General features: G+C 55.9%; 24 protein-coding genes and 1 pseudogene. 13 read left to right on the top strand and 12 right to left on the bottom strand.

Features of this window, described 5'->3' with window-relative positions; translation table 11 throughout:
• Window positions 1-114 precede the first annotated feature (114 nt).
• Complete coding sequence (locus HMPREF2958_RS02410) at window positions 115-687, bottom strand: DJ-1/PfpI family protein (protein WP_070696237.1); 573 nt, start codon at window positions 685-687, stop codon at window positions 115-117.
• A gap of 30 nt (window positions 688-717) precedes the next feature.
• On the bottom strand, window positions 718-1,446 hold the full coding sequence (locus HMPREF2958_RS02415; RefSeq protein ID WP_070696240.1) for a nitroreductase family protein: 729 nt from the start codon (window positions 1,444-1,446) through the stop codon (window positions 718-720).
• A 194-nt stretch (window positions 1,447-1,640) separates the two neighbouring features.
• On the opposite strand from HMPREF2958_RS02415, the gene HMPREF2958_RS02420 reads away from it, so the two are divergent.
• On the top strand, window positions 1,641-1,901 hold the full coding sequence (locus HMPREF2958_RS02420) for a hypothetical protein (RefSeq protein WP_070696243.1): 261 nt from the start codon (window positions 1,641-1,643) through the stop codon (window positions 1,899-1,901).
• A 7-nt stretch (window positions 1,902-1,908) separates the two neighbouring features.
• Here the strand turns inward: HMPREF2958_RS02420 and HMPREF2958_RS02425 are convergent, their stop codons facing one another.
• The 8 genes from HMPREF2958_RS02425 to pta form a co-directional block, all read right to left on the bottom strand.
• Window positions 1,909-2,178, bottom strand: coding sequence for a hypothetical protein (locus HMPREF2958_RS02425; protein ID WP_070696246.1), 270 nt, complete (start codon window positions 2,176-2,178; stop codon window positions 1,909-1,911).
• A gap of 10 nt (window positions 2,179-2,188) precedes the next feature.
• Window positions 2,189-2,848, bottom strand: a complete 660-nt coding sequence (locus HMPREF2958_RS02430; protein WP_070696250.1) for an NAD(P)H-dependent oxidoreductase — start codon at window positions 2,846-2,848, stop codon at window positions 2,189-2,191.
• 221 nt (window positions 2,849-3,069) lie between these two features.
• Window positions 3,070-3,762, bottom strand: coding sequence for an O-methyltransferase (locus tag HMPREF2958_RS02435; RefSeq protein ID WP_070696254.1), 693 nt, complete (start codon window positions 3,760-3,762; stop codon window positions 3,070-3,072).
• Window positions 3,763-3,932: 170 nt separating this feature from the next.
• Window positions 3,933-6,332, bottom strand: coding sequence for a heavy metal translocating P-type ATPase (locus tag HMPREF2958_RS02440; RefSeq protein ID WP_070696257.1), 2,400 nt, complete (start codon window positions 6,330-6,332; stop codon window positions 3,933-3,935).
• Between the two features lie 89 nt (window positions 6,333-6,421).
• The gene (locus HMPREF2958_RS02445; protein ID WP_070555157.1) at window positions 6,422-6,859 is read right to left on the bottom strand and encodes a hypothetical protein; all 438 of its coding nucleotides are present in this window, start codon (window positions 6,857-6,859) and stop codon (window positions 6,422-6,424) included.
• 2 nt (window positions 6,860-6,861) lie between these two features.
• The gene (locus tag HMPREF2958_RS02450; protein WP_004005811.1) at window positions 6,862-7,077 is read right to left on the bottom strand and encodes a heavy-metal-associated domain-containing protein; all 216 of its coding nucleotides are present in this window, start codon (window positions 7,075-7,077) and stop codon (window positions 6,862-6,864) included.
• A gap of 57 nt (window positions 7,078-7,134) precedes the next feature.
• Complete coding sequence (locus HMPREF2958_RS02455) at window positions 7,135-7,458, bottom strand: metal-sensitive transcriptional regulator (RefSeq protein WP_023133508.1); 324 nt, start codon at window positions 7,456-7,458, stop codon at window positions 7,135-7,137.
• A gap of 188 nt (window positions 7,459-7,646) precedes the next feature.
• Entirely contained in the window at window positions 7,647-9,740 is a 2,094-nt protein-coding gene (gene pta, locus HMPREF2958_RS02460) for a phosphate acetyltransferase (RefSeq protein ID WP_048755339.1), read from the bottom strand.
• A 406-nt stretch (window positions 9,741-10,146) separates the two neighbouring features.
• On the opposite strand from pta, the gene HMPREF2958_RS02465 reads away from it, so the two are divergent.
• Window positions 10,147-10,467 (top strand): thiamine-binding protein, encoded by a 321-nt coding sequence (locus HMPREF2958_RS02465; RefSeq protein ID WP_013398021.1) that lies wholly within the window; start codon window positions 10,147-10,149, stop codon window positions 10,465-10,467.
• 281 nt (window positions 10,468-10,748) lie between these two features.
• Complete coding sequence (locus HMPREF2958_RS02470) at window positions 10,749-11,612, top strand: spermidine synthase (protein WP_070696261.1); 864 nt, start codon at window positions 10,749-10,751, stop codon at window positions 11,610-11,612.
• A gap of 137 nt (window positions 11,613-11,749) precedes the next feature.
• Here the strand turns inward: HMPREF2958_RS02470 and HMPREF2958_RS02475 are convergent, their stop codons facing one another.
• Entirely contained in the window at window positions 11,750-12,679 is a 930-nt protein-coding gene (locus HMPREF2958_RS02475; RefSeq protein ID WP_070696265.1) for a hypothetical protein, read from the bottom strand.
• A gap of 140 nt (window positions 12,680-12,819) precedes the next feature.
• Between HMPREF2958_RS02475 and pheA the strand changes: the two genes are divergently transcribed.
• The 4 genes from pheA (at window position 12,820) to HMPREF2958_RS02495 (ending at window position 17,554) form a co-directional block, all read left to right on the top strand.
• A complete protein-coding gene (gene pheA, locus HMPREF2958_RS02480) occupies window positions 12,820-13,785 on the top strand; it encodes a prephenate dehydratase (protein ID WP_070696822.1) in 966 nt (321 codons plus the stop codon).
• A 110-nt stretch (window positions 13,786-13,895) separates the two neighbouring features.
• Window positions 13,896-15,197, top strand: coding sequence for a serine--tRNA ligase (gene serS / locus HMPREF2958_RS02485; RefSeq protein WP_070696268.1), 1,302 nt, complete (start codon window positions 13,896-13,898; stop codon window positions 15,195-15,197).
• 643 nt (window positions 15,198-15,840) lie between these two features.
• Window positions 15,841-16,782, top strand: coding sequence for an ABC transporter ATP-binding protein (locus HMPREF2958_RS02490; RefSeq protein ID WP_070696271.1), 942 nt, complete (start codon window positions 15,841-15,843; stop codon window positions 16,780-16,782).
• Window positions 16,772-17,554 carry an ABC transporter permease gene (locus HMPREF2958_RS02495; protein ID WP_070696274.1) on the top strand — a complete coding sequence of 261 codons (783 nt, stop codon included), beginning with the start codon at window positions 16,772-16,774 and terminating at the stop codon, window positions 17,552-17,554. Before HMPREF2958_RS02490 ends, HMPREF2958_RS02495 begins: the two co-directional genes overlap by 11 nt.
• Before the next feature lie 172 nt (window positions 17,555-17,726).
• Here the strand turns inward: HMPREF2958_RS02495 and HMPREF2958_RS10640 are convergent, their stop codons facing one another.
• Window positions 17,727-17,855, bottom strand: a complete 129-nt coding sequence (locus HMPREF2958_RS10640; RefSeq protein WP_080972598.1) for a cell division protein FtsL — start codon at window positions 17,853-17,855, stop codon at window positions 17,727-17,729.
• A gap of 190 nt (window positions 17,856-18,045) precedes the next feature.
• Between HMPREF2958_RS10640 and HMPREF2958_RS02500 the strand changes: the two genes are divergently transcribed.
• The 6 genes and pseudogenes from HMPREF2958_RS02500 to HMPREF2958_RS02525 all read left to right on the top strand — a co-directional run bounded on the left by HMPREF2958_RS02500 (window position 18,046) and on the right by HMPREF2958_RS02525 (window position 25,238).
• Window positions 18,046-19,137, top strand: a complete 1,092-nt coding sequence (locus HMPREF2958_RS02500; protein WP_070696277.1) for a diacylglycerol/lipid kinase family protein — start codon at window positions 18,046-18,048, stop codon at window positions 19,135-19,137.
• 138 nt (window positions 19,138-19,275) lie between these two features.
• Complete coding sequence (locus HMPREF2958_RS02505) at window positions 19,276-20,409, top strand: acetate/propionate family kinase (RefSeq protein WP_070696280.1); 1,134 nt, start codon at window positions 19,276-19,278, stop codon at window positions 20,407-20,409.
• Between the two features lie 1,262 nt (window positions 20,410-21,671).
• Window positions 21,672-21,908 (top strand): hypothetical protein, encoded by a 237-nt coding sequence (locus HMPREF2958_RS02510; protein ID WP_013398007.1) that lies wholly within the window; start codon window positions 21,672-21,674, stop codon window positions 21,906-21,908.
• A 127-nt stretch (window positions 21,909-22,035) separates the two neighbouring features.
• Window positions 22,036-22,359, top strand: a pseudogene (locus tag HMPREF2958_RS02515) (transposase family protein); the annotation flags it as partial.
• 198 nt (window positions 22,360-22,557) lie between these two features.
• Window positions 22,558-24,153: a M48 family metallopeptidase gene (locus HMPREF2958_RS02520; RefSeq protein ID WP_141755782.1), complete on the top strand. Its 1,596-nt coding sequence runs from the start codon at window positions 22,558-22,560 to the stop codon at window positions 24,151-24,153.
• Window positions 24,154-24,251: 98 nt separating this feature from the next.
• Entirely contained in the window at window positions 24,252-25,238 is a 987-nt protein-coding gene (locus HMPREF2958_RS02525; RefSeq protein ID WP_048778073.1) for a bile acid:sodium symporter family protein, read from the top strand.
• The last annotated feature ends 75 nt before the right edge of the window (window positions 25,239-25,313 follow it).

Here is a 25,313-nt window from a genome sequence, read left to right on the forward strand (position 1 = left end):
CCCCCAACTCATATCAAGCCAAGACCAGTCGTCAGGGGCGGAATCGTGTGAATGTTTCATGCGCCCGCCGTATTCTGTATGGAGTGAATACACTAGTTGAGATGAACCCGGCAGTTATCGCAGCATCTGGTCAAACTGCTCAACGGCGGCGTCAGGAATATCGCCGAGAGCATGCAGCATTTCGAAGGTGAAATCAACGAATCCCAGCCCGCTGGCGGTCACCAGGTTCTTATCGCGCACCGCCTCGCGCGTGGTGTTCACGTACTGATGCGGGTTCGTGTAGGCGGGCAAATCCTTGATGTCCTCAAAGCTGTTAGCCGTGTGCCTGCGCCCATCGAGCAGGCCAGCAGAAGCCAAGAAATATGCGCCGTCGCAGATGCCGCCGACCGGTTTGCCCGCATCCTTGAAATCACGCAGAATTGTGGCGAGCTGTTGGGAATCTTCGGCGGACAGAGTACGCCATGAGTCTTCCGCGCCGACGACGATGACCGCATCCGCAATTGAGGGAATCTCGGAAATCGTCATATCGGGTTCCACACGCAACCCGCCCATAGAGGTTTTCACTTCTCGATCGACGGACGCCCACCGCACTGTGTACCCGCCGATGATGCTCTGCAGCCCAGCGGCAAGCAGGGCAGGTTCCCAATCGGCGAATTTATCCAGAATGACGACAGCAAGTGTTTTCATGGGAACTCCTTAACCTCAGCTCACTAGTCCCTAAACCCTACGGTAAACCTCATCGAAGGGCAGGCGGAAGCGCTCGCCCCAGATGCCGTGGCCGGGTTTGCGGATACCGCAGGCGACCACCATATTAATCTCAACATTGCGCGGCAGGTTGAGGAGTTTCTTCACGCGGTGGCTGTCGAAGCCCTCCATCGGGCAGGTATCGTACCCCGCCTCGGTCATCGCGAGCATAAACGTCTGCGCCACCAGGCCGCAGCTCTTGTGCACAACCACGCGATAATCGTGCTCCGAAACCTCACGCATCATCGGAACGAATAGACCCGCACAATTCGCCATTGCTACGCGGGATGCGCCCAGCAGACCAAAGCAGCGCGCGTACAGGAGCGGCATAGCCTTGGTGTAGTACATTTCCCAATTCTTGATGCGATCTTTCTGCTTCTCAGCCGGGCTGTTACGCTCAACATTGCCGCGCTCAAACTCCAGCGCGGCTTTCGCGCGGCGGCGGTACAAATCCTGGCGGGTCACGAATACCACCATTTGCTGCGCGGTCTTGGCAGCCTGCTGGTGCATGCACGCCGCAGCGAGTTTATTCAGGACGGCGGGATCAGTCACGTGGTAGAGCTCGTACAGCTGCATATTCGAACTTGTAGGTGCCAGCTGAGCTGCCTGCAAACACTCTTTGACAACATCGGCATCAATGGGCTGGTTTTCGTCGTAATGGCGCACCGAACGGCGGCGGTTCAGCAAATCTAGCAGGGACATTATGCGACTCCTTTCCACGGCGGCGTTCCAAAGGCATATAAAATTAACCCTCACCTTTAAGACTAGCGTTCACGGGCGCGGAATTCACGCATAATTTTGGATATTCGAGCGAACGCGATGCCGTATAAAGCGCCTTGTGAGCACAGGTTTTATAGTGGAAAGAAGCAAGCGCAGTATAAGAACGAGGAGGCTCCGTGATACTTCTGAACATTCTCGCCCACGATACCCTCAATGAACAGGCTGATGCGCCCGGCTGGATACTCCCCGTTGTGCTTGCAGTTGTTGTCATCGCGCTCGTGGCTATCGGTGCCGTTATTCTCAAGGGCATTATGCGGGATTCGGGCAATACCTCCCAACGCGCAGCCCATAAAACGGAACGCAAAATCGCCACAAAAACCGGAAAGAATCTTGGTCGCACGGCACACGATAAATACCGGGAACATCGCGAAGAATAGCTGACCGCTACGAAGAGACCCGGGCGGGAAACTCTCCGGCGAACCAGTTTTCGGTGACCGTGTGCGCATCGAAAACCTGCCCCAAAAGTGGGATTATCGGGGAAATTCCGCCTTCACGCACCAGCGGCACGGAACGCAGCACCGACTCGTTCCACGGGCGAAGCGCCAGCGCATAGGTGCGCCCAGTGAGTGCAAAAGCCGGGTAAATTAGGGGGCCGGGCAGGCTACTAAGTACCTGATACCCGGCCCCAGATAAGAACCCCGCGCGGGAACTCAAAGAGAGCAGGCTACTTGGCCCACACAACGAGCTCATCAAGCGGCTTGCGTGGTTTCGGGTCGATCTCGCGCGAGCGGTAGCCGAAGGTCGCGGCAACGGATACGCCGTAATCCTCGGGGTCGAGAAGCCCTTCCTCGGTGAGGAGCTGGGTGACCGCATCGTAGTCCATGCCTTCAACGGGGCAGGAATCGATACCGAGCATTGCTGCACCCGTGAGCATATTCCCCAGCGCAATATAAGTGTTCTTCCGTGCCCATTCGAAGAGAGCACGCTCGTCGTCGGCGATCTTCATATCGTGCACCTGGAACTTTTTGTACCTGTCCAGCGCCATCTGCATCTGGTCTTCGGGAAGATTGCGCTTCGCGAGCGTCTGCAGCAGGAAATCGGAATCGTAGCGGGCGTTCTTCTTCGCCACAATAATCACCACGTGGCTGGCGTCATCAAGCGTGTTTGCCATACCCCAGGCGATAGGCTTGAGCTTCTCGCGCAGCTCTTTATTCTGTATCACCAGGAATTTCCACGGTTCGGAACCAACCGAGCTGGGGGAGAGGCGCCCAAACTCAAGGATTGTGTTGAAGTCTTCATCGCTGATCTTCCGGGCGGGGTCGTAGGAGCGGGTAGAAACGCGGCGTTTGAAAATTTCAATTGCTTGTTCACGGGTGAGAATCATGGTTTTCCCTTTCTGTGCTGGGCTTCTATGACGGAATTTAGTATATCGAGCAGGGATGCGCATCCCGCCGGTTTTTTCGCACAGCGTGATTGCGCAGGAACGGTCATGAAGGGCAGGTGTTGATGCGTGAGCAGATAATATTTTGATGGGCAGATAGCTGATTGTTATCTGCTCGTCGAAATCCTATCTGCTCGCGGAACTTGAACTTGCTGTCCCGGTGTTTACGCTACTTTTATGGTGTATTCCAGGGCCTTGCTCGGGTGCATGGTTACTGAGACGTATCCGTTGGCGGGGGTGCGCACATAGTCGAGGTAATCCTCCATAGACGGACCAAATCCCTCGACATCGTCTACGGCAATCACGGCGCGGTCGGCAAGATGCGGCTCCAACAGCTGAAAGACGGGATGCACCAGGTCAGGCCACCCGTCAAGAAGCACAAAATCGGGGCTGAAATCCAGGTCTTGTAGGGTCTTTAGCGCATTGCCTTCGCGCAGTTCGATATAGTCCGCAAGCCCCGCCCGCTCAAAATTTTTCCGCGCGGCCTCAGCCTTATGAGGCACATATTCGCAGGTGATCACGCGGCCGCCATTGCGTTTTGCGGCGGCGGCAAGATACAGCGTCGAGATGCCGTAGGACGTACCAAACTCAACAATATTCCGCGCGCCGCTCGCCAGCGCCTGCATATACAGAAACTCTCCCTGCTGCGGGGTTATGGGGATGTATTTATCGGTATAAAAATCTTCGTTCTCGGTCTCCCAATCAATCCCCCTGCCTAAAATCTTGTGGATTTTCGGCAGAAAATGCATGAACATGCGCTTGCCCTGCTTGAGCGTGGCGTCATAGAGGTCATAGAGTGTGTCTTCGACCGGTGGGTCGTTGAGGAATGTGAACATTTGCGGGGTTAATTTGGGCATGTGAATCTCCCGGATGCTTCGGCGCGTATTGCCTGCACCACAAAATTCAGAGGTATACCCCTGAAAATAGTGCGGTCATGTGATTCTTCTTATCATGCCAGCGTCAGCAGGGGAGTACAAGGGATTTGCGCGAAGACGCACAAAAGCCGAAACTCGCTACCGCGACCGAGCTACCGCTCAAATCGGGTGAGGCGCATCGAATTGAGCACCACAAACACCGAACTGAACGCCATGGCCGCGCCCGCAATCATCGGGTTCAGCAGCCCCGCGGCCGCGACCGGCACCGCGATAGTGTTGTATGCGAACGCCCAGAACAGATTCGACTTGATGGTGTGCAAAGTCGCCCGCGAAAGCCGCAGCGACGTGGGGATCGCGCGCATATCCGAGCGCATCAGCACAATATCCGAAGCCTGCACCGCAACATCCGTACCCGAGCCCATCGCCATGCCCAGGTCTGCGCGGGCCAAGGCAGGCGCATCGTTCACGCCGTCGCCAACCATCGCCACCCGGTAGCCTTCATCCTGAAGCTGCGCGATAACCTCAGATTTACGTTCGGGCGTGACCCCCGCAAAGACGTTCTCAGGATTAATCCCCACGCTGGATGCGATAGCCTGGGCAACTTCGGGGGCATCACCGGTCAGCAGTACGGGCTCTAAGCCCAGTTCATGAAGCTCGGTGATAGCCTGCGCCGACTCGGGTTTGGGGGAATCTGCCAGCGCGATGAGCCCCACAGGCTGCGGGTCCTTCGTGCCGATCGCGCGAGCCACAACCACAGTGGTCAGCCCTTCCGAGCGCGCCTGCGCGAGCATCTGATGCTGCTTCTCGGTGAGGGGAACGCCCGCCTGCAGCAGGTATTCGGGGGTGCCCACCAGCACCAGGCAGCGGGACTTCCCCTCGTCCCGAGTGCGCACGAGCTCGCCGCGCACACCTCCGGGCACACCCTCAAAATTCTCAACGGTACCGAGAAATGCTCCATAGTTTTCTGTCGCAAAACGCGCAATAGCATGGGCTATTGGATGCTCGCTCAGCGCCTCCACGGCTGCGGCATCGCTCAGAATAGATACAGAACGTTCGCTCTTTGAAGAGGTGTTTTCGGTCGTGACGTCGGTGAAATCGTCGAAGGTTCCAAAGCGTGCCACGCGCATTGTGCCTTCGGTGACGGTTCCGGTTTTATCCAGCACGATGCGGTTCACCGCATACGTAGTTTCCAGCACTTGCGCGTTGCGAATCAGTATGCCCAGTTGCGAGCCGCGCCCGGTGCCCGCCAGCAGCGCCGTGGGGGTCGCCAGACCGAGCGCGCAGGGACAGGCGATCACCAGCACCGAAACCGCCGCGTTGAACGCACGCGGCACATCGTGCGATACAACCAGCCACCCGATAAGGGTCAGGAGCGAAATCACCAGAATCGTTGGCACGAAAATCGCAGAAACACGGTCGGCAAGGCGCGCGATGGGTGCCTTCGTTTCCTGAGCGGCGGCAACCAGCTCGCCCATTTTCGCGAGCGTCGTCTCAGACCCCACGCGGGTGGCGCGCACCGTCAGCGACCCGGAGGTGTTCAGGGTTGCGCCGGTGACCGCATCGCCCACCGAAACCTCGACGGGCACCGATTCGCCGGTCAGCAGGGAGGCATCCACGGCGGAAGACCCTGCAATAACCGTGCCGTCAGTGGCGATTTTTTCACCCGGGCGCACCAAGAATTCGTCTCCCGGCAGCAGGTCCTCAACCGGAATCTGCACCTCGCGCGTGGTTCCCCGCTTGTCGGTGCGAAGCAGGGTCGCGGTGCGTGCTCCCAAGCTCAGCAGGGTGCGCAGAGCCTCGGAAGAGCGGGTTCGTGTGCGGTGCTCAATTGCCCGCCCGATCAGCAGGAATAAAGTCACCATCGACGCCGAATCGAAGTACAGCGGCGCATGGTTACCGCTCAAGAACATGTCGAGAATGCCCCCCTGCATGGGGTGAACATGCTCGGTCAGCCCGGGGTTCATGAACAGCTGTGCGAGTGAATACAGGTAGGCGACGATCACACCGAGAGAAACCAGTGTGTCCATCGTGCTGCTGAAGTGGCGTGCGTTCGTGAGAGCGGCGCGGTGAAACGGCTCGGCGCTATAGACCGCAACCGGCAGCGTGATAAGCGCAAGCACCCAGCCCCAGTGCGGGAACTGGAATGTGGGGAACATTGAAATCAAGAAAATCGGCACACTCAGCAACAACGCCACAACGATGCGCCACCCCAAGCCCCCGCTGCGCGCGTTGGTCGTCTCTTCGGACTCTGTCTTGTGACCCTTGGTTTTGAGCGATGCCGTATACCCGGCGTTATTGACCGTTTCAATGATCTGCTCATCGGTAATATCGGCGGGAACGATCACGCGCGCAGACTCCAGCGGCAGGTTCACGGCGGGATCAACCCCCGGAATTTTGCGGAGTTTGCGTTCCACGCGGCCCACGCAGGATGCGCACGTCATGCCCTGAACATCCAGGTGGATAATGCGCGTCTGCCCGCCATTAGCCGAGGAATCGAAAAGAGAATGGTCGTTCTCAGTTGTGGTGGATGCTGTTTGAGTTGAGTTACCCATGTTCTTCGCCTCTGTTCTTAATGCTCACGATGCTGTGCTGTCTTCGGGCTTTGCCTGCTGCGGATGCGCCTGCCGCAGTCCGCCCTGATCTATACTTCGCCTTCGTCCGGCAGTCCATCGGCACGGTTGCTGCGCGGTCGCTTACCGGTCAGCTTCGCGCCCCGATCGTTCACCCCGCGAACCCGCGTGACGTCAGCACGCCTGAATGCGCGGCGTTGGGTGAGGGCGTCGTATGCAGTGCCGTGCACACCGGGATGCAGATTATCGCCGGTGCCGTCAGCGGAGGTATTCGCCGCATGATCCTGTGAGGAATGTATACGCGATGCGCCCCGCCGTTTCAGCCCGCGCTGATCCTCGCGCGCCGTGTAGGGGGTGGAGTCGCGCACCCACGCATCCAGCAGATCGGAGTCGAGCCCCATCTGCCGTGCCACGCGGGAAATCGCCTCGGTCAGGTGAATGTTCTCGGTGCCTACGAGTGCGCGCACTGCCCCGACCGCCATTGCCTGGTACTGCGGAGAATACGCCATGATTAGACGGCGGGAGTGAAGCCAGCTTCAACGATGGCGTCCGCTACGGCTTGCGTATTGAGGGTGCCTTCGTGCTCGATGGTGACGGTCGAAACGCCGTCTTTGACCACGTCTACGTTCACGCCGGTGACGCCCGGAACCTCACCGACTTCTTCACTCACGCTCATGGCGCAGTGGTTGCAGGTGAGGCCGGTTGCTTTGACGGTGGTGATTGCCATGATGGTTCCTTCCAGAAAATTTGGAATTACAAAACTTGTGGATGCGCCGCCCGCGTGTCAGCTGCGCATCATGCGGGATATGGCGGCGGTTGCCTCTTTTATTTTCTCATCAACTATTGTCGCATCACCTGTACGTTCGGATTCAATTGCGGCGTTGGTGACGCAATGCCCCATATGTTCTTCGAGCAGGTTGAGTGAGACTGCATGGAGCGCTTTGGAAACCGCCGCGACTTGGGTGAGTACATCAATACAGTACTTGTCTTCCTCGACCATGCGGGCTATACCGCGCACTTGCCCTTCGATGCGGCGCAGGCGCTTCAAATGCGCCTCCTTATTTGGGGTATACCCGTGCGGTTGTGCTGAGGAATCATGCTCTGTCATGTCTTTAGCTTATACCCCCTGGGGGTATATGTGCAACATTGTTTCGCCGCCTGCAAATCTGCCCGCGTCGTAAATCGTACGCTTTAACCCTACGAATATGCAGCAAAGTGTACGACTTAGTGAGCGCAAAGCAAAAGGACGCCCGGTCGATACCGAGCGTCCCTAGCCAGCATAAGAGCTTTACACCCTTACATCCCCTGCGCCTGGATGGCGGTGATCGCCACCGTGTTGATGATGTCCTCCACGGTGGTACCGCGTGAAAGGTCGTTCACAGGCTTGCGCAGACCCTGCAGAACGGGGCCAACGGCGGGGGCACCCGAAGACTGCTGTACAGCCTTGTAGGTGTTGTTGCCGGTGTTCAGGTCGGGGAAAATGAACACGGTTGCCTGGCCCGCCACCTGGCTGTCGGGCATCTTGGTCGAAGCAATCGACATGTTCGAGGCCGCATCGTACTGAATCGGACCTTCCACCGCGAAATCCGGGTTAGAGGCGCGCACAATCTCGGTTGCCTCGCGCACCACATCCACATCCGCACCGGAGCCGGAGGTACCGGTCGAGTACGACAGCATAGCCACCTTCGGATCAACCCCGAACTGGCGCGCAGTCTCGGCGGAAGCCTTCGCAATATCCGCAAGCTGCTCGGCATTCGGGTTCGGGTTCACGGCACAGTCGCCGTACACCAGCACGCGGTCTTCCATGAGCATCAGGAACACCGAAGACACAATCTTGGTGCCCGGGCGGGTCTTAATGAACTCCAGCGAGGGACGAATCGTGTTCGCGGTCGTATTAATAGCGCCCGAGACCATGCCATCCGCAAGACCCTTGTAAACCAGCATCGTACCGAAATACGAGGGATCGCTCATGCGTTCACGCGCGCCCTCAATAGTCATACCCTTGTGCGCACGCAGCTCAGCATAAGTCGCCGCAAAATCCTCACTGTATTCGTTATTCGCAATGTCGATAATACGAATCGAGGCAGGCAGATTAATACCCTCAGCCTGGCAGATTTCCGAGATCTTATCCGGGTTGCCCAGCAGAATCAGGTCACAGAAATCGCGGCGCGCAATCATCTCGGCAGCACGTAGAATACGCACATCATAACCCTCAGGCAGAACCACGGAACGGCGGTTCGCGCGGGCGGTCTCAATCAGGTTGTGCAGGAATCGCAGCGGAGTCATCGAAGCCGGGCGCTCAAGCTCAAGGCGTGAAAGCAGCTCTTCCTGGTTCACGTATTCATCCCAGCCACCGAATGCGCTCGCAAGCTTGCGAGCCTGACCGTTAATCACGCTGCCGTGCACGCGGGAAACAGCGCGCGCCGACTTAAAGGTGTCGCGGTCGGTCGATAGTACCGGGAAAGGCGCGCTTTCAAGCAGGCTGCCCACAGCGGTGTTATTGCCGGGCAGGTTGTTGAGCCCGCCTGTGAGCAGCATACCCGAAGGCGCCGGGAACGTGGGCGAAAGCGCGGATGCGAGGGTCGCGGCCACAACATCGGCGCGGTCGCCGGGAACGATCACAAAGTCGCCGTCGGCAAATTGGTTGAGGAAGTTTGAGACGGTCATCGCGGCAATCTTGATCTCGTTAATGTCACGGCCAAGATCTTCCTGCGACAGGTGCGAACCGTCGAGCTTGAGGGCGGCGACGACCTCCGCGATGGTGGGCTTACCCAGGTCTGCGATTTCAGGCAGAACGTAGACGGGGAACTTATGCTCGCCCAGCTTAACGTTCTTCTCAATGCTCTCACGCAGCTCGGGGTCGGCACGGTTGACGATAATGGAGAACAGATCAACCTTGGCTGCCTTAAGTTCGGAACGTGCAACCTCTACGGCGTTGGTTGCCTCTTCAAGGGAAGCCTCGTTCGCACCCACGATAGCGATCACGGGCAGGCCTAAATCGCGGGACACCTGGGCGTTGAGATCGAACTCGACGGCGAGTGCGTTCTGAGCGGTCAGGTATATGCCGTCCACGATCACAACATCGCTGTGGGCGGCAATTTCTTCATAGGCGGAAACCGCGCGGGCTGAAATTTCTTCGGTGTTGCCCTCCGCAATGAACTCTAGTGCCTCGGTGAGCGATACCGCGCCGCCCACTTGCTCATCAGAGAGGTTAAAGTGCTCTTTCATCAGGCGGATCATGGGGTCATCGCTGGCAGTTTCGCCCTTGAAAATGGGTCGGAAAAAGCCTACTCGATCGGCGCGCTTCACAAGGGAATCTGCGAGGCCCAGGGCGATCAGGGATTTGCCTGAGTCCTGAGTCATCGCCGAGAGATAAATGCCGGTGGTCATAGTGCTCCTTTGGCGTTGAACGTTCGGCGGGGGCGCGCTAACAATCCGGTACGTACGTTGGATGCGCCGGATGCGGCGACTCTCGTCGAGTTTGTCTTGTCCTTTCTATCTTATCGGGGTTGAGAGTCGGGCAAACCTTTTGTTGCGGTGCGAGGGGGATTGAAGACTGCGCTATGGTGTGTTTTTGGCGCGTATTTTCGCGGTTAATATGGTTTTAGGTGGGGTTTGAGAAACATTTTGTGGCGAAAAGCATGCTGTCGTGCACTAAACACACAATCAAATATCTCGCCCTATCAAACGTCGCTTTCATGCAGAATTATGCAAAATTCTTGTACTTTCAGCGAAAGTCCCCGGGGCGCGTATCGGCCCTCTGTAGATTTTTCGTGTGAGAACCTACGATTGAAATATGTTGTTTGCATTTTCTGTAGCTCCTACGGGCGGGGGTTCCGCCGACGGTTCTGTTCACGATGCGGTTGCTGAGGCCGTATCTATCGTTCGTTCTTCCGGTCTGCCGCATCAAACCGGGCCCATGTTCACCACGATTGAGGGCGACTGGGATGAGTGCATGGATGTTATTAAACGCGCTACCGAGGCGGTGACGAAACGTGCCCCGCGCGTCTCGCTGGTGGTCAAGGCCGATATTCGCCCCGGTCACGATCATGGCGAAATTGAGGGTAAGGTACAGCGTCTCAACGCCGCTATAGATCAGATGGAATCGGGTAAATAAGCATCGGAATACTGGTTCGACAAGGCTATATGTTGTATGCGGCATATAGAATTAACGGCTATCGTGGCGATGCTCTATGCGTGTGTAACGGGTGGTGCTTACAATCCTTGTGAAGGTACTCCTAGCCGTTGAAATGCGTGTGCTGCTGGAACACTCAACTGTATTCCAGATTCGGCATATACGGCTGACGTGGTAGTGGTAGCTCGGGCAGCGACAGGCAGGTTCGCGGTTTAGGACTCGAATTCCTGCCTGTTGCCCGAACCTAGCGTAGGCTTATGTGCATGGCGAAAAAGAAAAACCGTAGCGTTGCCTCACGCCGCGCCGAGCATCCGCACAAAACAGGTGCGGCTGCCGGTGTGTACCCCATTTCGACCGGTGAGGCTGAGCTTGTGCCCGATGGTTACCACTCTGATGGTTGGCTTCTGCTCATCAACGGTGTGCAGTCTTCGCATGTAATAGTGGGGCAGCCGCGCATGCTCGATTTTGAGTACATGCGCTGGATTGTTGCGGTTCTCGACTCGCATATTCAGACTCATCTTAATCCCGAAAAACTGCGTATCACCCATCTGGGCGGCGGGGCGTGTTCTCTAGCGCGCTATTGTGCGGACGTATACCCAAATTCACGCAATACCGTTGTGGAGCTTGATGCCAAGCTGGCCGAACATGTGCGTGACTGGTTTGATATTCCTAAGTCGCCGCGCGTAAAAATTCGGGTGGGCGATGCGGGTACCATCACTCGCTCGTTTGCACCGGCATCGCGCGATGTAGTTATTCGCGATGTATTCGCGGTAGATAAAACTCCGGCGGAACTTACGGGTGTGGATTTCGTGCGGACGGTTGATAACTCTCTGGGGCCCGGTGGGCTGTATATTCTCAACTGCGGCGATGACCGCGCGCTTAATGCCGCCCGCGCCGAAGCCGCCGCCTTGCTTGAGGTGTTTGAATACGTGAGTATTGTGGCCGATTCCGCAATGCTCAAAGGAAGGCGGCGCGGAAATATTATTCTGGCGGGTTCACATGTTCCGCTTCCGCAGCTTGGAAGCGCCGAGGCGGCATCTATTTCTCGTGTCCTCATGGGTGGGGGAGTACCTGCCCAATATTGGGATACTGAGAAGGTTCGGGTCTTTGCCCGGAAGGGTGCATAAATCGCATTTGTCTAACCCTGATACCTGCTATATGCCTGATTGGGAATATGGCATATATCGGCGATAAATTTATATTTATACTAGTCAAATACCTTATATTCCTATATCGGAATATATTTTATGTGCCCAAAAAGCACTTACCCAAGCTGCGGAAAATAAGGATGCAGTTTCTCGCGAAGCACCCGCGACGAAGGATAAAAATCTTCCCACCGAACCTGAACCATATGCCAACCTTCGGGGGTGGGTGCATCCGCGTGAGGAATCGCGGCATCGGAAGCCACCATTGCAAGACCCACCCGCTGTTCGAGCCACACGAAACTCGCCTGCCGGGTGCGTAACATGCGGTACACACCCGCATAGTCCGAGGCTCGGTTCGGGGCATGCGCATCCGAAGTCCCCAACAGATATGCCTCAAAATCCAGCCGATGCACGGGCGCGGGAAGACCCATCTCAACCAGCTGCAGACGCGCAACGCTTTCCAGAAGTGAGCTGCTGCGCGCATCCGCATGCGTGGCAATATGGGTGGCCGCCGAATTTTGGCTCGCCTGCAAACGCGGCAAAATCTCTTCGGGGGCAAGCATTCGGCGATGCAGCGCGGCATCGACAAGGGCGCATCCTTCAAGAACGGGAAGTGTGCGGGCACAATCCAGGAGGGTCTGCGAGAGCTCAGTAACCCGAAAATTCGGGCGTAAGACCGTCACCTGCGCCGGGGCTTCATTGTTTGTATGCTCCAGAATGCCGTCCGACGCCGCCCCTCGCGCCGAATATCCGGCAAGCACATGCAAATTCTGCGGCACATGCAGAAGCGGCAGACCGTATAAAAACGCCGCCGAAGACAGGCAAAACACGCATGTAGAATCACGCAGCGCCAGCGCGGTGTGACGTGCCAAAACCTGAAGAGAAGGCGTAAAAGAATCCCAGACCGATGCGGCAATATACACCCCTTGAAGCACGCTGACCAGCTCTTTTGTGCGTAGTTTACGCCGCATCGTGGTGCGGGTATACCCGGAATTAAGCAGCCTTTCCTGGGTATAAAGCTGATCAAGAAGCGTGAAGTTGGGTGACATATCCTCAAGTATGGCACGACATGAACACCACTCAGCGCACGAAGACGATATGCGTCATAGAGCTCAACTTTGTGTTAAATAACGTCTCATCCTGCGAGCTTGTGGCGGTGCCGAACCCACCTCGCGCTAAGATTGAACCCATGCGATACACCTACCTTGGACCCTCAGGCACCTTCACCGAATCCGCCCTGCTTTCCGTGCCCGGCGTGGTCGGTGCCGAACGCATTCCCGCCACCAGCGTGCCTAATGCGCTCGAACGTCTTCGCAGTGGCGATGTGGATGCCGCCATGGTGCCCATTGAGAACTCGGTCGAAGGCGGGGTGAGCGCTACTCTTGATGCGATCGCGGCTTCCGAGGGAATGCGCATTATCCGCGAAGTTCTGGTACCTATCAGGTTCGTGCTGGTCGCGGCGCGTCCACTCGCTTTGGAAGATATTAAAACCGTTTCAACCCACTCGCACGCCTGGGCTCAGGTGCGGCAATGGGCGGATGCGACCATCCCCACCGCCGAGTACCTGCCCGGTTCCTCCACTGCGGCAGCAGCCGTGGGCCTGCTTGATCCTTCCTGTGCGTATGATGCCGCGATTTGTTCGCCTGCGCTTTTGGCAACCCGCCCCGACCTGCATGTGCTCGCCGAGGATATTGGCGATAACAAAAACGCCGTTACCCGGTTTGTGCTTATCAGCAGCACCGCGGATATTCCAGAGCCTACCGGTGCCGATAAGACGACGCTCACGATCCCTCTGCCCGAAAATCGAGAGGGCACTCCCGAAAATCGTTCGGGTGCGCTCCTGGAACTGCTCGAACAGTTTGCATCGCGCGGCGTGAACCTCTCCCGCATCGAATCGCGCCCCACCGGCAGGCAGATGGGATCCTATATGTTCAGTGTGGACGCAGACGGGCATATTTATGAGGCTCGGATGCGCGATGCCCTGCGCGGCCTGCACCGCATAGCACCCGGCATTAAATACCTGGGATCGTACCCGCGTGCCGACCGGCAGCCCACCGTTGCGCCGCGCATCCACTCCGAGATTTCGTTCGATGCGGCCCACGCCTGGGTGGAATCGCTCTTCCCGGGTGGGCGACCGGCGCATCTGAAACGCTAACCCCCTGCGACCGTATAAAAATGCTCGTGATGTGAATACAGAGGGTTTTCAACACTTTATTCATATCAAGGCTCTTTTTACGGCTGGGGGCGACTGGGTACTATTGATATGTGATTGATATTAACCTCCTCCGCGAAAACCCCGAGATTTTCCGCGCCTCCCAGCGAGCACGCGGCAAAGACGAAGCCCACGTAGACCGTATTCTTGAGGCGGATGCTGCACGCCGCGCCTCGATCGGCACCTACGAGAACCTGCGCGCCGAACAGAACGCCTTCGGTAAACAGGTGGCGAAGGCACCCAAGGAAGAGAAACCCTCCCTCGTAGCGCAGGCGAAAGAACTCGCCGCCCACGTGGCAAATGCGAAAGCGGTATCTGAGGCGAAAACCGCCGAATACGAAGAGCTGCTAAGTTCCATCGAAAACCTGATTATCGACGGCGTACCCACAGGCGGCGAAGACGACTTCGTGGTGCTCAAAGAAGTCGGCACCCCCCGCGATTTCGCCGCAGAAGGTTTTGAACCGCGCGACCACCTAGAAATAGGCGAACTCGTCGGCGGCATCGATATGGCACGCGGCGCCAAGGTCTCCGGCTCGCGCTTCTACTTCCTCAAAGGGCAGGTTGCCCGTCTGGAGCAGGCGCTCATGTGGATGGCGCTCGATCTGGCAACAGCCAACGGCTTCACCATGATGACAACCCCCACCCTCGTGCGCCCCGAAATCATGAACGGAACCGGGTTCAACGTCAAACACGACGACGAAATATACCGCCTTGAACGTGACGACCTGTACCTAGTCGGCACCTCGGAGGTGGCGCTTGCGGGCTACCATATGGACGAAATACTCGACCTTAGCGGCGGACCCAAAAAATACTTGGGCTGGTCATCCTGCTATCGCCGCGAAGCCGGTGCCGCCGGTAAAGACACCCGCGGTATCATTCGCGTGCACCAGTTCAACAAAGCCGAAATGTTCGTCTACTGCCAGGTGGAACAGGCGGAAGAAATACACGAGCAGATGCGCGCCCTCGAAGAAGAAATGCTGCAAAAATGCGGCCTTGCGTATCGCGTGATTGATACCGCCGCAGGGGACTTGGGCACCTCTGCCGCACGCAAGTTCGACTGTGAGGCGTGGGTTCCCACCCAGGGAACCTACCGCGAGCTGACCTCGACCTCGAACTGCACCACCTACCAGGCACGCCGTCTGAACATACGCGAACGTACCGCAGACACCGTAGACGATGCGGGCAATGTGCGCAAAGGTCGTACCCGCGCGGTCGCAACCCTCAACGGCACCTTGGCGACTACCCGTTGGGTTGTGGCGATTCTGGAGACACACCAGCAGCCCGACGGTTCGGTGCGTATCCCTGAAGCACTGCGCCCGTATATGGGCGGTGCTGAGGTTATTCCGGTAGTGTAAAAACGGGTGCTTCGCCGAGTCGCTAGAGGCTCATAAAACAGCTATGGCGGTGTGATAGCATGATGATATTACTTTGATATGCAAAGTCATCTTTTCGCACACAAAGAAGGGGCTCAGAAGCGGGAACTTCCGAGCCCCAGGTGGGGACTACTTCAAGATTTCCAGTAGGTTCTTGACGTAATCATAGATGGCTGACACGACCCAGGATGATCCGTCTGTGAGGATGAAGCTCACGAGGATCGCCTGGGTCGTTTCTATGAATTCATAGAAAGACATCCTAACCACACCACCTCTCTGCCCCAAGAATCAACGCGCAGGGATTTCACTTTGATATGCGTGGCGCGTGCGTACCCCGGGAAGAGGGCAGTATTAACTTTACCCAACAAATATAAGCAGAAGCTCGAAAATACGGTCTACACATTCACTTAACAGGGTTCATATAGAATGATATTGGGTGTATTGTTGATATGTGTTTAAGTACGCATCTGAGACTTCTACACATTATTTCTATTTCTGTTCATTCACCTCTTCAGCAGTAAAAGTAATAAAACTATTCTTTTATGGGTGTAACTACCTTTGTGCGTATTCATACGTGATAACACAGATGTATTCAGCCTTTAATTACTCTTGAAAGGAACTGTTGATGGTGCATTCTTCGCCTCCGGTGGTGATGCGTGATGTTGTTCAGAAGTTTGGTAGTACTACTGTTTTGCATGGTCTTGATCTGACGGTTAATCCTGGTGAGATTGTTGCTCTTTTAGGGCCGAATGGTGCGGGGAAAAGTACTGCGGTTGATATTATTTTGGGTCTGACTAAACCGTATGCTGGGTCGGTTGAGGTTTTTGGGACGACTCCGCAGCGTGCTGTTAAGGCGGGGAGTGTTGCTGCTGTGCAGCAGGATGGTGGTTTGCTTCCTGATTTGACGGTTAAAGAGACTGTGCAGTATATGGCGTCTTTGTATGGCAAGCTTAAGAATGTTTCTGCTGTTCTGGCTCAGGCCGGGCTTGAGGGTAATGCTAAGACGCTTGTGCAGAAATGTTCTGGTGGGCAGAAGCAGCGTCTTCGTTTTGCTATTGCGTTGTTGACTGATCCGGATTTTTTGATTCTTGATGAGCCCACGGCTGGTATGGATGTGCAGGGTCGCCGTGATTTTTGGGCGTCGGTGACTCAGTCGGGGGATCATCAGCGTGCTGTTTTGTTTGCGACTCATTATTTGGCTGAGGTTGATGAGTTTGCTGATCGTGTGGTGGTTATTAATCAGGGGCATGTGGTAGCGGATGGGACTCCTGCCGAGATCAGGTCTTATGCGCGGGGTTCTACTTTGCGTGCGACGGTCAATGATGCGTGGACGTCTGAGCAGGTTGAGGAGCGTCTTGCGGAGCTTCGTGCTCTTGACGGTGTGAGTGCAGTATCGTTGCACGGTATTCGCTTGGAAATCTCTGCTGCTGATGCCGATGCTGTTGCTTCGCATCTGCTTGCTGATGGGTTCGCTAAGAACCTGGAGATCACATCGTCTTCCTTAGATGATGCGTTTGTGTTACTGACCGAGACCGATTCCGAAGGAGAGCGCAAGAATGCCAAATAACACTAGTGCCCAGGCGGCGAGTCTTCCTCAAGTGCGTCCTGTGTGGATTAATAGCACTGTTGTTCTGTTAGAGTTGCGCAGGAAATTCCGTAATTTGCGGGTCTTTATCCTGGCTATTTTGCTTCCTGTTATGTTCTTCTTTATGCTCGCCTACCCACAGCGTGACAGCCTGGAAGGGGCGGTGAATACCGGGACCTACTATATGATCGGGATCAGCGCCTATGCTGCTATTGTCTCTAGTTCGGCTGCCGGTGCTGCTATTCCGATTGAGCGTGCTCAGGGGTGGTCGCGTGCCCTTGCGCTGACGCCGTTTCGGCCTTTAGGGTACGTTATTACGAAGGTGATCTCGTCTATGTTGCTGGGTGCTATCGCTGTTGTGGTGATGATGGTTCTGGGGCTTGTGACGGGTATGCCTTTGGATGCGTGGCAGGCGGCGCAGTCGTCACTCATTATTATTGCTGGAAGTTCTGCTTTTGCTGCGTTTGGTATTTTTGTGGGCTATTTTATGTCCGCTGATAGTGCGCAAACGCTTATTAATCTTATTATCTCTGTGTTCTCTTCATTTGGTGGGTTGCTTCTTCCGCTGTCCCTTTTTCCTCAGGCGCTTCAGGATATTGCGCATTGGCTGCCGTCGTACGGGTTAGGTGTTTTGGCTCGTTTGCCTGTGGGGGTGGAATGGGATCCTTGGGCTTTGGTGAACCTGGTGGCGTGGCTGGTGATTTTTGTGGCGGGTGCAGCTTGGTGCTTGAGTAAGGATACGCACAGGGTCTAGTTCCTGCCCTCTCAATCGTGCGGGGGAACCCATCAACGACGGAAGTACGGTGGCAAAGCCGGTGCGCTAGCATGGGGGTGTTACTAAGGTGAAAAGCACTGTAGATAATTCACCTTAAAGTGCAGAGAGGTTCGAGCGCTCTCAACACCCGAACCTCTCCTGTGGGGTGATGTTACTTCAGGTTACGAACGATAACCTTAAGCGCATCAACAGTGTATGAAACAGCCTGAGCTGATCCATCGGTAAGGATGAGACTTACCAGGATCGCTTGGGCTGTTTCCATGAGTTCGAAGAACGTCATGACCTTCCCACTGCCTTCCTGCCCCAGGAGCCAACGCACGGGGATTTCTGCATTATGGTTAAGCCGTGGCGTACCCCGGGAAGAGGGCAGTATTACCTTTACCCAATAAATATTTGGGTGATTCTCTAAAACCTGCGCTTTTCGTCAGTGTTGGCGAACCCAATACCGCTGCACCCGGTACTCTAAAGATATGTCCCTTTTTCGGAACCTTGTTGGTGCATCCGCCGCGGCAGCGACCCTCACGGCGGTTGCTCGGCGTGTTCGCAAGCATGCGCAGCGCATCGTTACGCCCCTCGGAATCTGGAGTACCCTGCCCGTCGCTCAAGAGCGGCACGTCGGTATTGTGTATAACCCCAGCAAGTTGAGCACCCACGCGGTAGTTAATATTCTGGAACGTACCGTGGTCGCCAACGGCTGGAAACCGGCCCTCGCGAGTACCACCCGTATCGACGAACCTGGCACCCAGGCTGCTCGTGATCTGATCGACCGGGGCGTCGATACCCTGCTTGCGGTCGGCGGGGACGGAACTGTGCGCGCGGTCGCCGCCGCCATTCAAGAAGCCAGGAGCCGAGGCAAAGACGTCACGCTCGGTATTATTCCACTGGGGACAGGCAACCTGCTGGCACGCAACCTGCGCCTGCCCATCACCGATATAGCCGCCTGCATTAACATTGCGCTCAACGGAACGCACCAGTTGGTCGATGCTATCGATATGAGCGCCGAATCGGCGGAAGGCGACGTTACCAACCATATGTTCTACGTGATGAGCGGTGCGGGGTTTGATGCGCTCGTCATGAACGACGCCAACGAAGACCTTAAAGCGCGTATCGGCTGGTTAGCCTACGTGCACAGCGGGCTGAACCATATCTTCGGGCACTCCCACAAGGTCAGAATACAGCTCGACGACGATGAACCTTTCGAAGCACGTGTGCGTTCGGTGCTCATCGCCAATTGCGGTCGGCTGCAGGGAGGACTGCAGCTGACCGATATTACCGAGGTTAATGACGGCAACCTCGAAGTGATCATCGTATCGCCGCGCACCATCCTGGAATGGGGGCAGCTGGCTGCCAAAGTGGTTCGTCGCGCTCTGCCCGGTTCATCGCGTATCTCTCTGCCGGTCATGCGCCATTATGTGGGGCATCGGGTCTCACTGGACATGCTTTCGGGGGCACAGCCTATTGAAGTCGACGGCGATTTAGCACCCTCGGCGATCAGGCTGCAGGCGCGCATCGTGCCGAGTGCCCTCAGCGTGAATGTGCACCCGGATGCGCTCGCAAATTAGAACCTCGGCCCGCCCGGGCGCCTGTGTTTATGTGGCTTAACCTTCTTTGATGTGGTGTCTTCACCGGTTATCTCGCTTTAAACACCTTTTTAGTGCGAAAATGATATGAAAGTTTGTTTCAAGAAAGAAGAGAAGTTCATGCTTATCCTCGTTGTGAACGCGGGTTCCTCATCCCTCAAATACCAGGTGCGCGACACCTCTGCGCCTGAATCCGAGCAAATGATTACCTCAGGGCTTATCGAAAATATCGGCACTGACGTTCCCGACCACGAAGTCGCTCTGCACATGATGGCTGAGAAACTCGAAGGCGTGCTGCACGGCCGTCAGCTGCAGGCTATCGGTCACCGTGTGGTGCAGGGTGCCGAGAAGTTTACCCACCCCGTGCTGCTCAACGAGCAGGTTATCGACGAGATCGATGCGCTCTCACCGCTCGCGCCTCTGCACAACCCTGCGCACGTGAAGGGTATGCGTGCTGCCTTCCACACGTGGCCAGACCTGCCGCAGGTTGCCGTGTTCGATACCGCGTTCCACTCGACCATGCCCGAGCACGCCTGGCGCTACGCTATTCCTTATGACCTGGCTGATAAGTACAGCATTCGCCGCTACGGCTTCCACGGCACCAGCCACGAATACGTCTCTCATGTTGCCGCAGATATGCTCGGTATTGCCCGCGAGGAATTTAACGGTGTGGTGGCGCACCTGGGCAATGGCGCATCCGTGACCGCTGTGAAGGGCGGAAAGTCCGTGGATACGTCGATGGGCTACACCCCGCTGGCTGGTCTGGTGATGGGTACCCGTTCGGGCGATATTGACCCCTCCGCGCTGACCACGATTCTCACCCGCGACCCCGAGATCGACGCGGAACGCCTGGATACCATTCTCAACAAGGAGTCCGGCCTGCTGGCGCTGGCGGGTTCCAACGATATGCGTAAGGTGGTGGAGTCTGCACAGTCGGGCGATGAACGTGCACAGTTGGCTCTGGACATGACCGCATACCGCCTGATGAAGTACATCGGCGGCTACAACCTGGTGGTTGGCGGCGCGCAGGCGCTTATTTTCACCGCGGGTATTGGCGAGAACTCCGGCGACTTCCGCAAGCTGGTGCTGGACCGCCTGGCGCCGTTGGGTATTCGCTACAACGAGGAAGAGAACATGAAGCGTTCCCCCGAACCGCGCCTGATCTCAACCGAGGATTCGAGCATCGCCGTGTTCGTCATCCCCACCAACGAGGAGAAGGCGATCGCTGAGGCTACCGAGGAGCTCGTCGCGTAGCAGTATCTTCTACTTCTTCCCTTCGGGGATGCTAAAGGCTCTTGATCGTGAATAAGCGAGATTTTCCGTGCTTTATTCGCGATCAAGAGCCTTTTTAGTATGGGCGGGAGGGCGCCGGGCACAAGGCTGGCACGAAGGCACAGACGCGGCTTTGGGCGACAAAAACTCTAGGGGCAGGGCATCAAGAATAAGCGTAAGGCGAGGGAATGTTGAACTTTATATCTAAATAATATTTGACACATTATTTTAGTCATTATTTAAATTACTTAACGGCATAAAATTTGCTATAGTTGTTTCGGTTCAGAATGCTTTGTGCGGATGAACTAATAGATGCAAAGAATAGTGTGCATTCTCTATTCGTGGTTGTGTGGGGAAATGCTGGCATTCTTTGTATCAAAACTGGCACAGGTATATCACATCTATCACTCACTTAGATGACATATACAACGAGGTGCAGAAAATTGGGGTCGCAGGACTTTGGGCATGTATGTTCGCGGCCTCCGGTGTGAAAAACCCTCGCGGTATGTTCCTCCCATGAAACCTCATACGTTTCATGAGTATAATTCCGCGGAATAACAGGGGTTTGAGCTTTCTGTAAGCCTTCAGGTTCTCTGAAGGTGCTCGTTGCACACGAAGGTATCTTATAGGGATTGGTGCCTTCTAAATCCGTGCTAGAACTGTACACATGTGTATAGGGTGTTTTATGTGTATAGTTTGGATGCCGTCATGATTTTTTTCATGGCGGCATCTTTATTTTAATAAAAATAGTGGATAAGTAAATATTTGCTAGGTGCAGCAATAAATATATTTTATTCGCCTAAAGTATGTAAATTATTTATAGCGAAAACATTATCAGGATTTTGTGTAAGGAATACGAGGTGTAAATTCTAGGGGAGGGACATACACGGAGCCTTCGTCGGAAATCCAGGACTTCCGTTCACCTGCCCAATCGGTGTTAAGGGTAGTGATCAAAAGATTCCAGTCGACCCCCAGACCAAACGAGCTAACGGATTCAAAAAGTGGTGGGTTGCTGGGCATGCTAGTTCACATCCACTACGGGGAGACCTGCCCACTACAGCAAACGTGGTTGAACGGCAAAACGCAATTCAGCCCCTAGCTGAAGAGGTTATCTCTGAGATAGGAATGGTCAGCTCCTCCGTTCGGATGTAGACGTTCCTACAAACGGACAATATACAAATGTTTTCCTTACCCCTATATTTATATTTAAGAATGAAAGCTTTTTCATAAGGAAGGTAGGCATCATGAAAACCGAAAAATCGAAAGAAATTTTCTGGAGCATCATCTCAATTCTCGTAGGCGGAGTAGCCTGGCTAACCATGCAGAATATTTCATGGGGTGTAGTAGACCCCGCGAAAGTCGGTCTCGTATTCGCAGTAATCGGCCTCATTTCGCTTATCTGGGCTCTCTTCAATAAAAACTCCGATAGCTCACGAGCGCACGAGACTATACGTAACGCCAATAGGTCAAAGGAGGATTAAGGAGGGTTATTCATTAGGGGTGTAACACCCCAACCACCTAACCACTCCTCACCACACAAAAAACAACGGCCCCTCACCTCATATCCACGTATGATGGTGAAATACCAAAACCGACCCCGTACCCGGGGCACACCACGACACGTTTGCGTACTGGTGGCACGGATTGGACAGATTCTTAGACCCGCACGATACTCTGGCCGATAAGGGCTACCAAGGACTAGACCTGATCACCCCGGTGAAGAAACTACCCGACGGAGAGCTCACCGACGACGAGAAACACCTGAACCGGCACATCAATCACCACCGGGTCGTCATCGAACGCGTGATCGCACACTTCAAGTGTTGGCGGGTACTCTCTAGTATCTTCCGCAGATTCCTCACCTCATACCGGAGAGTGTTCTCGGTGGTGCGGGCACTGTTTTTCTGGATACAAAACCACCCAAATGAATAACCCTCACGAAATAGTTGCTTGGATTCCCCTTGAGAAACACCACAGAGGATTCCGGGAGTGATAAGTTGCAGCGGGAGCGGGGAACACGCTCCCGCTGCAACTTACCGCTCCCGGATTTAGTATGCGTGTATTCACTGCATCAAAGGGCATACGCGGTAGAGTTGAACTAGTACGTACTTAGAGAGATTTGGAGACCGCATGAGTCAGCATACGCCCGGTGCTGAACCTCCACTGCCGAATGACGTGAGCCAGGGGTGGCTGCCCGAGGATAAGCGGCAGACCCCGCAGAGCCCGCTTCCCCAACCGAAATTTTGGGGATACCAATCGTTAATACCCCATAAGATGCTCAACGCCCTGCGCCACCCCGGCGAGATTCCCTGGTTGGTGGCGGCCTATGCGGTAACCCTTGCCGTGTACTTGGGGCTGCTCATCTTCTTTATTGAGACGATCGTAAGCCGCGACCGATACAACAACCTGGAATGGACGTCATCGTCTCGATACTCGACGATGAGCTACGCGGAGCGCGTCTTTAACGACTATGCGGAACAAGCGATTACGCTACTGATCCTGGCACCCCTGGTTATCCTGATCGCCCGTGCCCTCTTCTACGCACAGCAGCGCGTGCGCGGCATTCGTATTTCGCCTACGCAGTTTCCTGAGGCTTACGCCATGGTTGCCGAGGCCGCCTATGCGGCGGGTTTGCGCCGTGTTCCCGATGCCTATGTGGTGAGCGGTAATGGTGTGCTGAACGCCTTCGCATCCGGGCACGGTTTCCGCCGGTTTATCGCCATCAACTCTGACCTTTTCGAGGTCGGCGGTCAGAGCCGCGACCCTCAGGCGCTTCGCTTTATTATTGGGCATGAGGTCGGGCATATCGCTGCCGGTCACGTGGGGTACTTCCGCCTTCTCTTCACGCAAACCTTCATGCGGATTCCCGTGGTGGGGCAGGCCCTTTCACGCGCACAGGAATACACCGCCGATAACTTTGGGTACCGATACTGCCCCGAAGGCGGACCCGGCGCGATCAAGGTTCTCACAGCCGGTAAATACCTAAATCAGCAGGTGAATTTCGACGAATTTGCCGACCGTGCCGTGAACGACCAGGGCTTCGCGATTTGGCTTATCAACCTTATCTCTACCCACCCGGTACTGACCTGGCGCGCCCATGCGCTGCGCAACCGACACGAGCCGGGGCGCCTGTTCTGGCGGCCGCAGTTTAACCCGCCGAGTGCGCCTCCTTCCCTGATACCTTCGCAAGAACCGCCAGCTCAGTGGCCTGACCCGATTCAGGCAACCGGGTTCATGGACGAGCAGAAGCCGGCGTGGGAGGATTACAACCTTAACACCGTTAAGACATATCCGGCTCCGCAGGGTGCACCCAAGATTGAGGGAACGCTCTTCGCCGGATGGGAGGATGCGCAGGCTCGCGCGGCCCGTGCCGCCTACGCCGCCCGTTGGGAACAGTATGCCGCCAGCCAGGGTGTGCCGGGATATGCGCCAGGGTACGGGTACCCGATGCAGCCAGCGCCCGGTCAGCCGGGATATGGGCAGCCAATGCCGAATCAGCAGGCACCGTGGCAGTCCAGTTCGGGGCAATTTGAAGCTGACCAGCCCGCGCCTGATCAAGCGAATCAGGGACAGCCTCAACCCCCGCAGCCTGAGCAGCCGCATTCCGGGCCTTCCGAGGACGCCACGGAACCTGGCGTGGCGCTGAACCAACCGATAAAGCCCGCTGATGACCACCAGCCCGAGCAAAAACGGCCTGAACAGCAGGGGAATGACACCTCTGACTAGCCTCTGACCTTCACCAGCGAGAAGCGGATTTTTACCGAAAAGGTTGTATTTTCTCACCTTCTCGGCAAAAATCCGCTTCTCGCGTTTTAATTAAGAACGTGCTATCTAAACTCACGAAGAAACGCCCCGACGCGCTGATTGTTATGCTCATATGCGCGGTTATCCTTGCGATACTCATCCCGGCGCGCGGTACCTTCGCCGATTGGTTTAGCACCGGTACCAAGTTCGCGGTTGCGCTTCTGTTTTACCTCTACGGTGCGCGCCTTTCCACATCCGAAGCGATTGCGGGGCTTAAACACTGGCGGCTGCACGCCCTCATCCTGACCTGTACTTTCGTGATTTTTCCGCTCTTCGGGATGGCGCTTTTCCCCTTGCGGTTTGTGCTCGGCGATGGGCTGTACCTGGGGATTCTTTTCCTCACGCTCGTGCCCTCCACTGTGCAGGCGTCCATTGCGTTTACCTCTATCGCGGGTGGCAACGTGGCGGGCGCTATTGTGAGTGCATCGCTGTCAAGCATTGTGGGGGTGGTGGCTACCCCGCTGTTGGCGATGCTCCTGATGCACAGCGACCACATCGAAATTTCGGGCAGCGTCTTTCTTGACATTGCGATTCAGCTGTTTTTGCCGTTCGTGTTGGGGCAGCTCACGCGCCGTTGGGTGGGCGAGTTTGCGAAAAAACCCACCACAAAATGGCTCGATAAGTTCTCGGTCATGATGATTGTGTACTCGGCGTTTTCGGCATCCGTGGTGCAGGGGATTTGGACTCGCGTTGCCTGGTGGCAGATCGTACTGCTGATCGTGGTGACAATTCTGATGGTGGCTCTGATGCTGTGGCTGACCGACTGGCTGGCGGCGCGGCTGAAGTTCAACAGGGCGGACCGCATCACAATTCAGTTCTGCGGGTCGAAAAAGTCGCTGGCGGCGGGTCTTCCCATGGCGATCATTATTTTCGGATCGGGCTCGCTCGGGCTGCTGATGCTGCCGCTCATGGTATTCCACCAGGTGCAGCTCATGATGTGCACGTGGCTCTCCGCCCGCTACGCCGCCTTGGATGTGGTGGGTCGGGCGCGTGCGGAACGAATGTGATCCTTAGCCGCGGAGTTCCGGGAGCAGTTTTTTCATTCGGGAGCAGTTAAAGTGCTCCCGAATGAAAAAACTGCT

The organism is Rothia sp. HMSC036D11 (genome assembly GCF_001814205.1).
Classification (GTDB): Bacteria; Actinomycetota; Actinomycetes; order Actinomycetales; family Micrococcaceae; genus Rothia; species Rothia dentocariosa.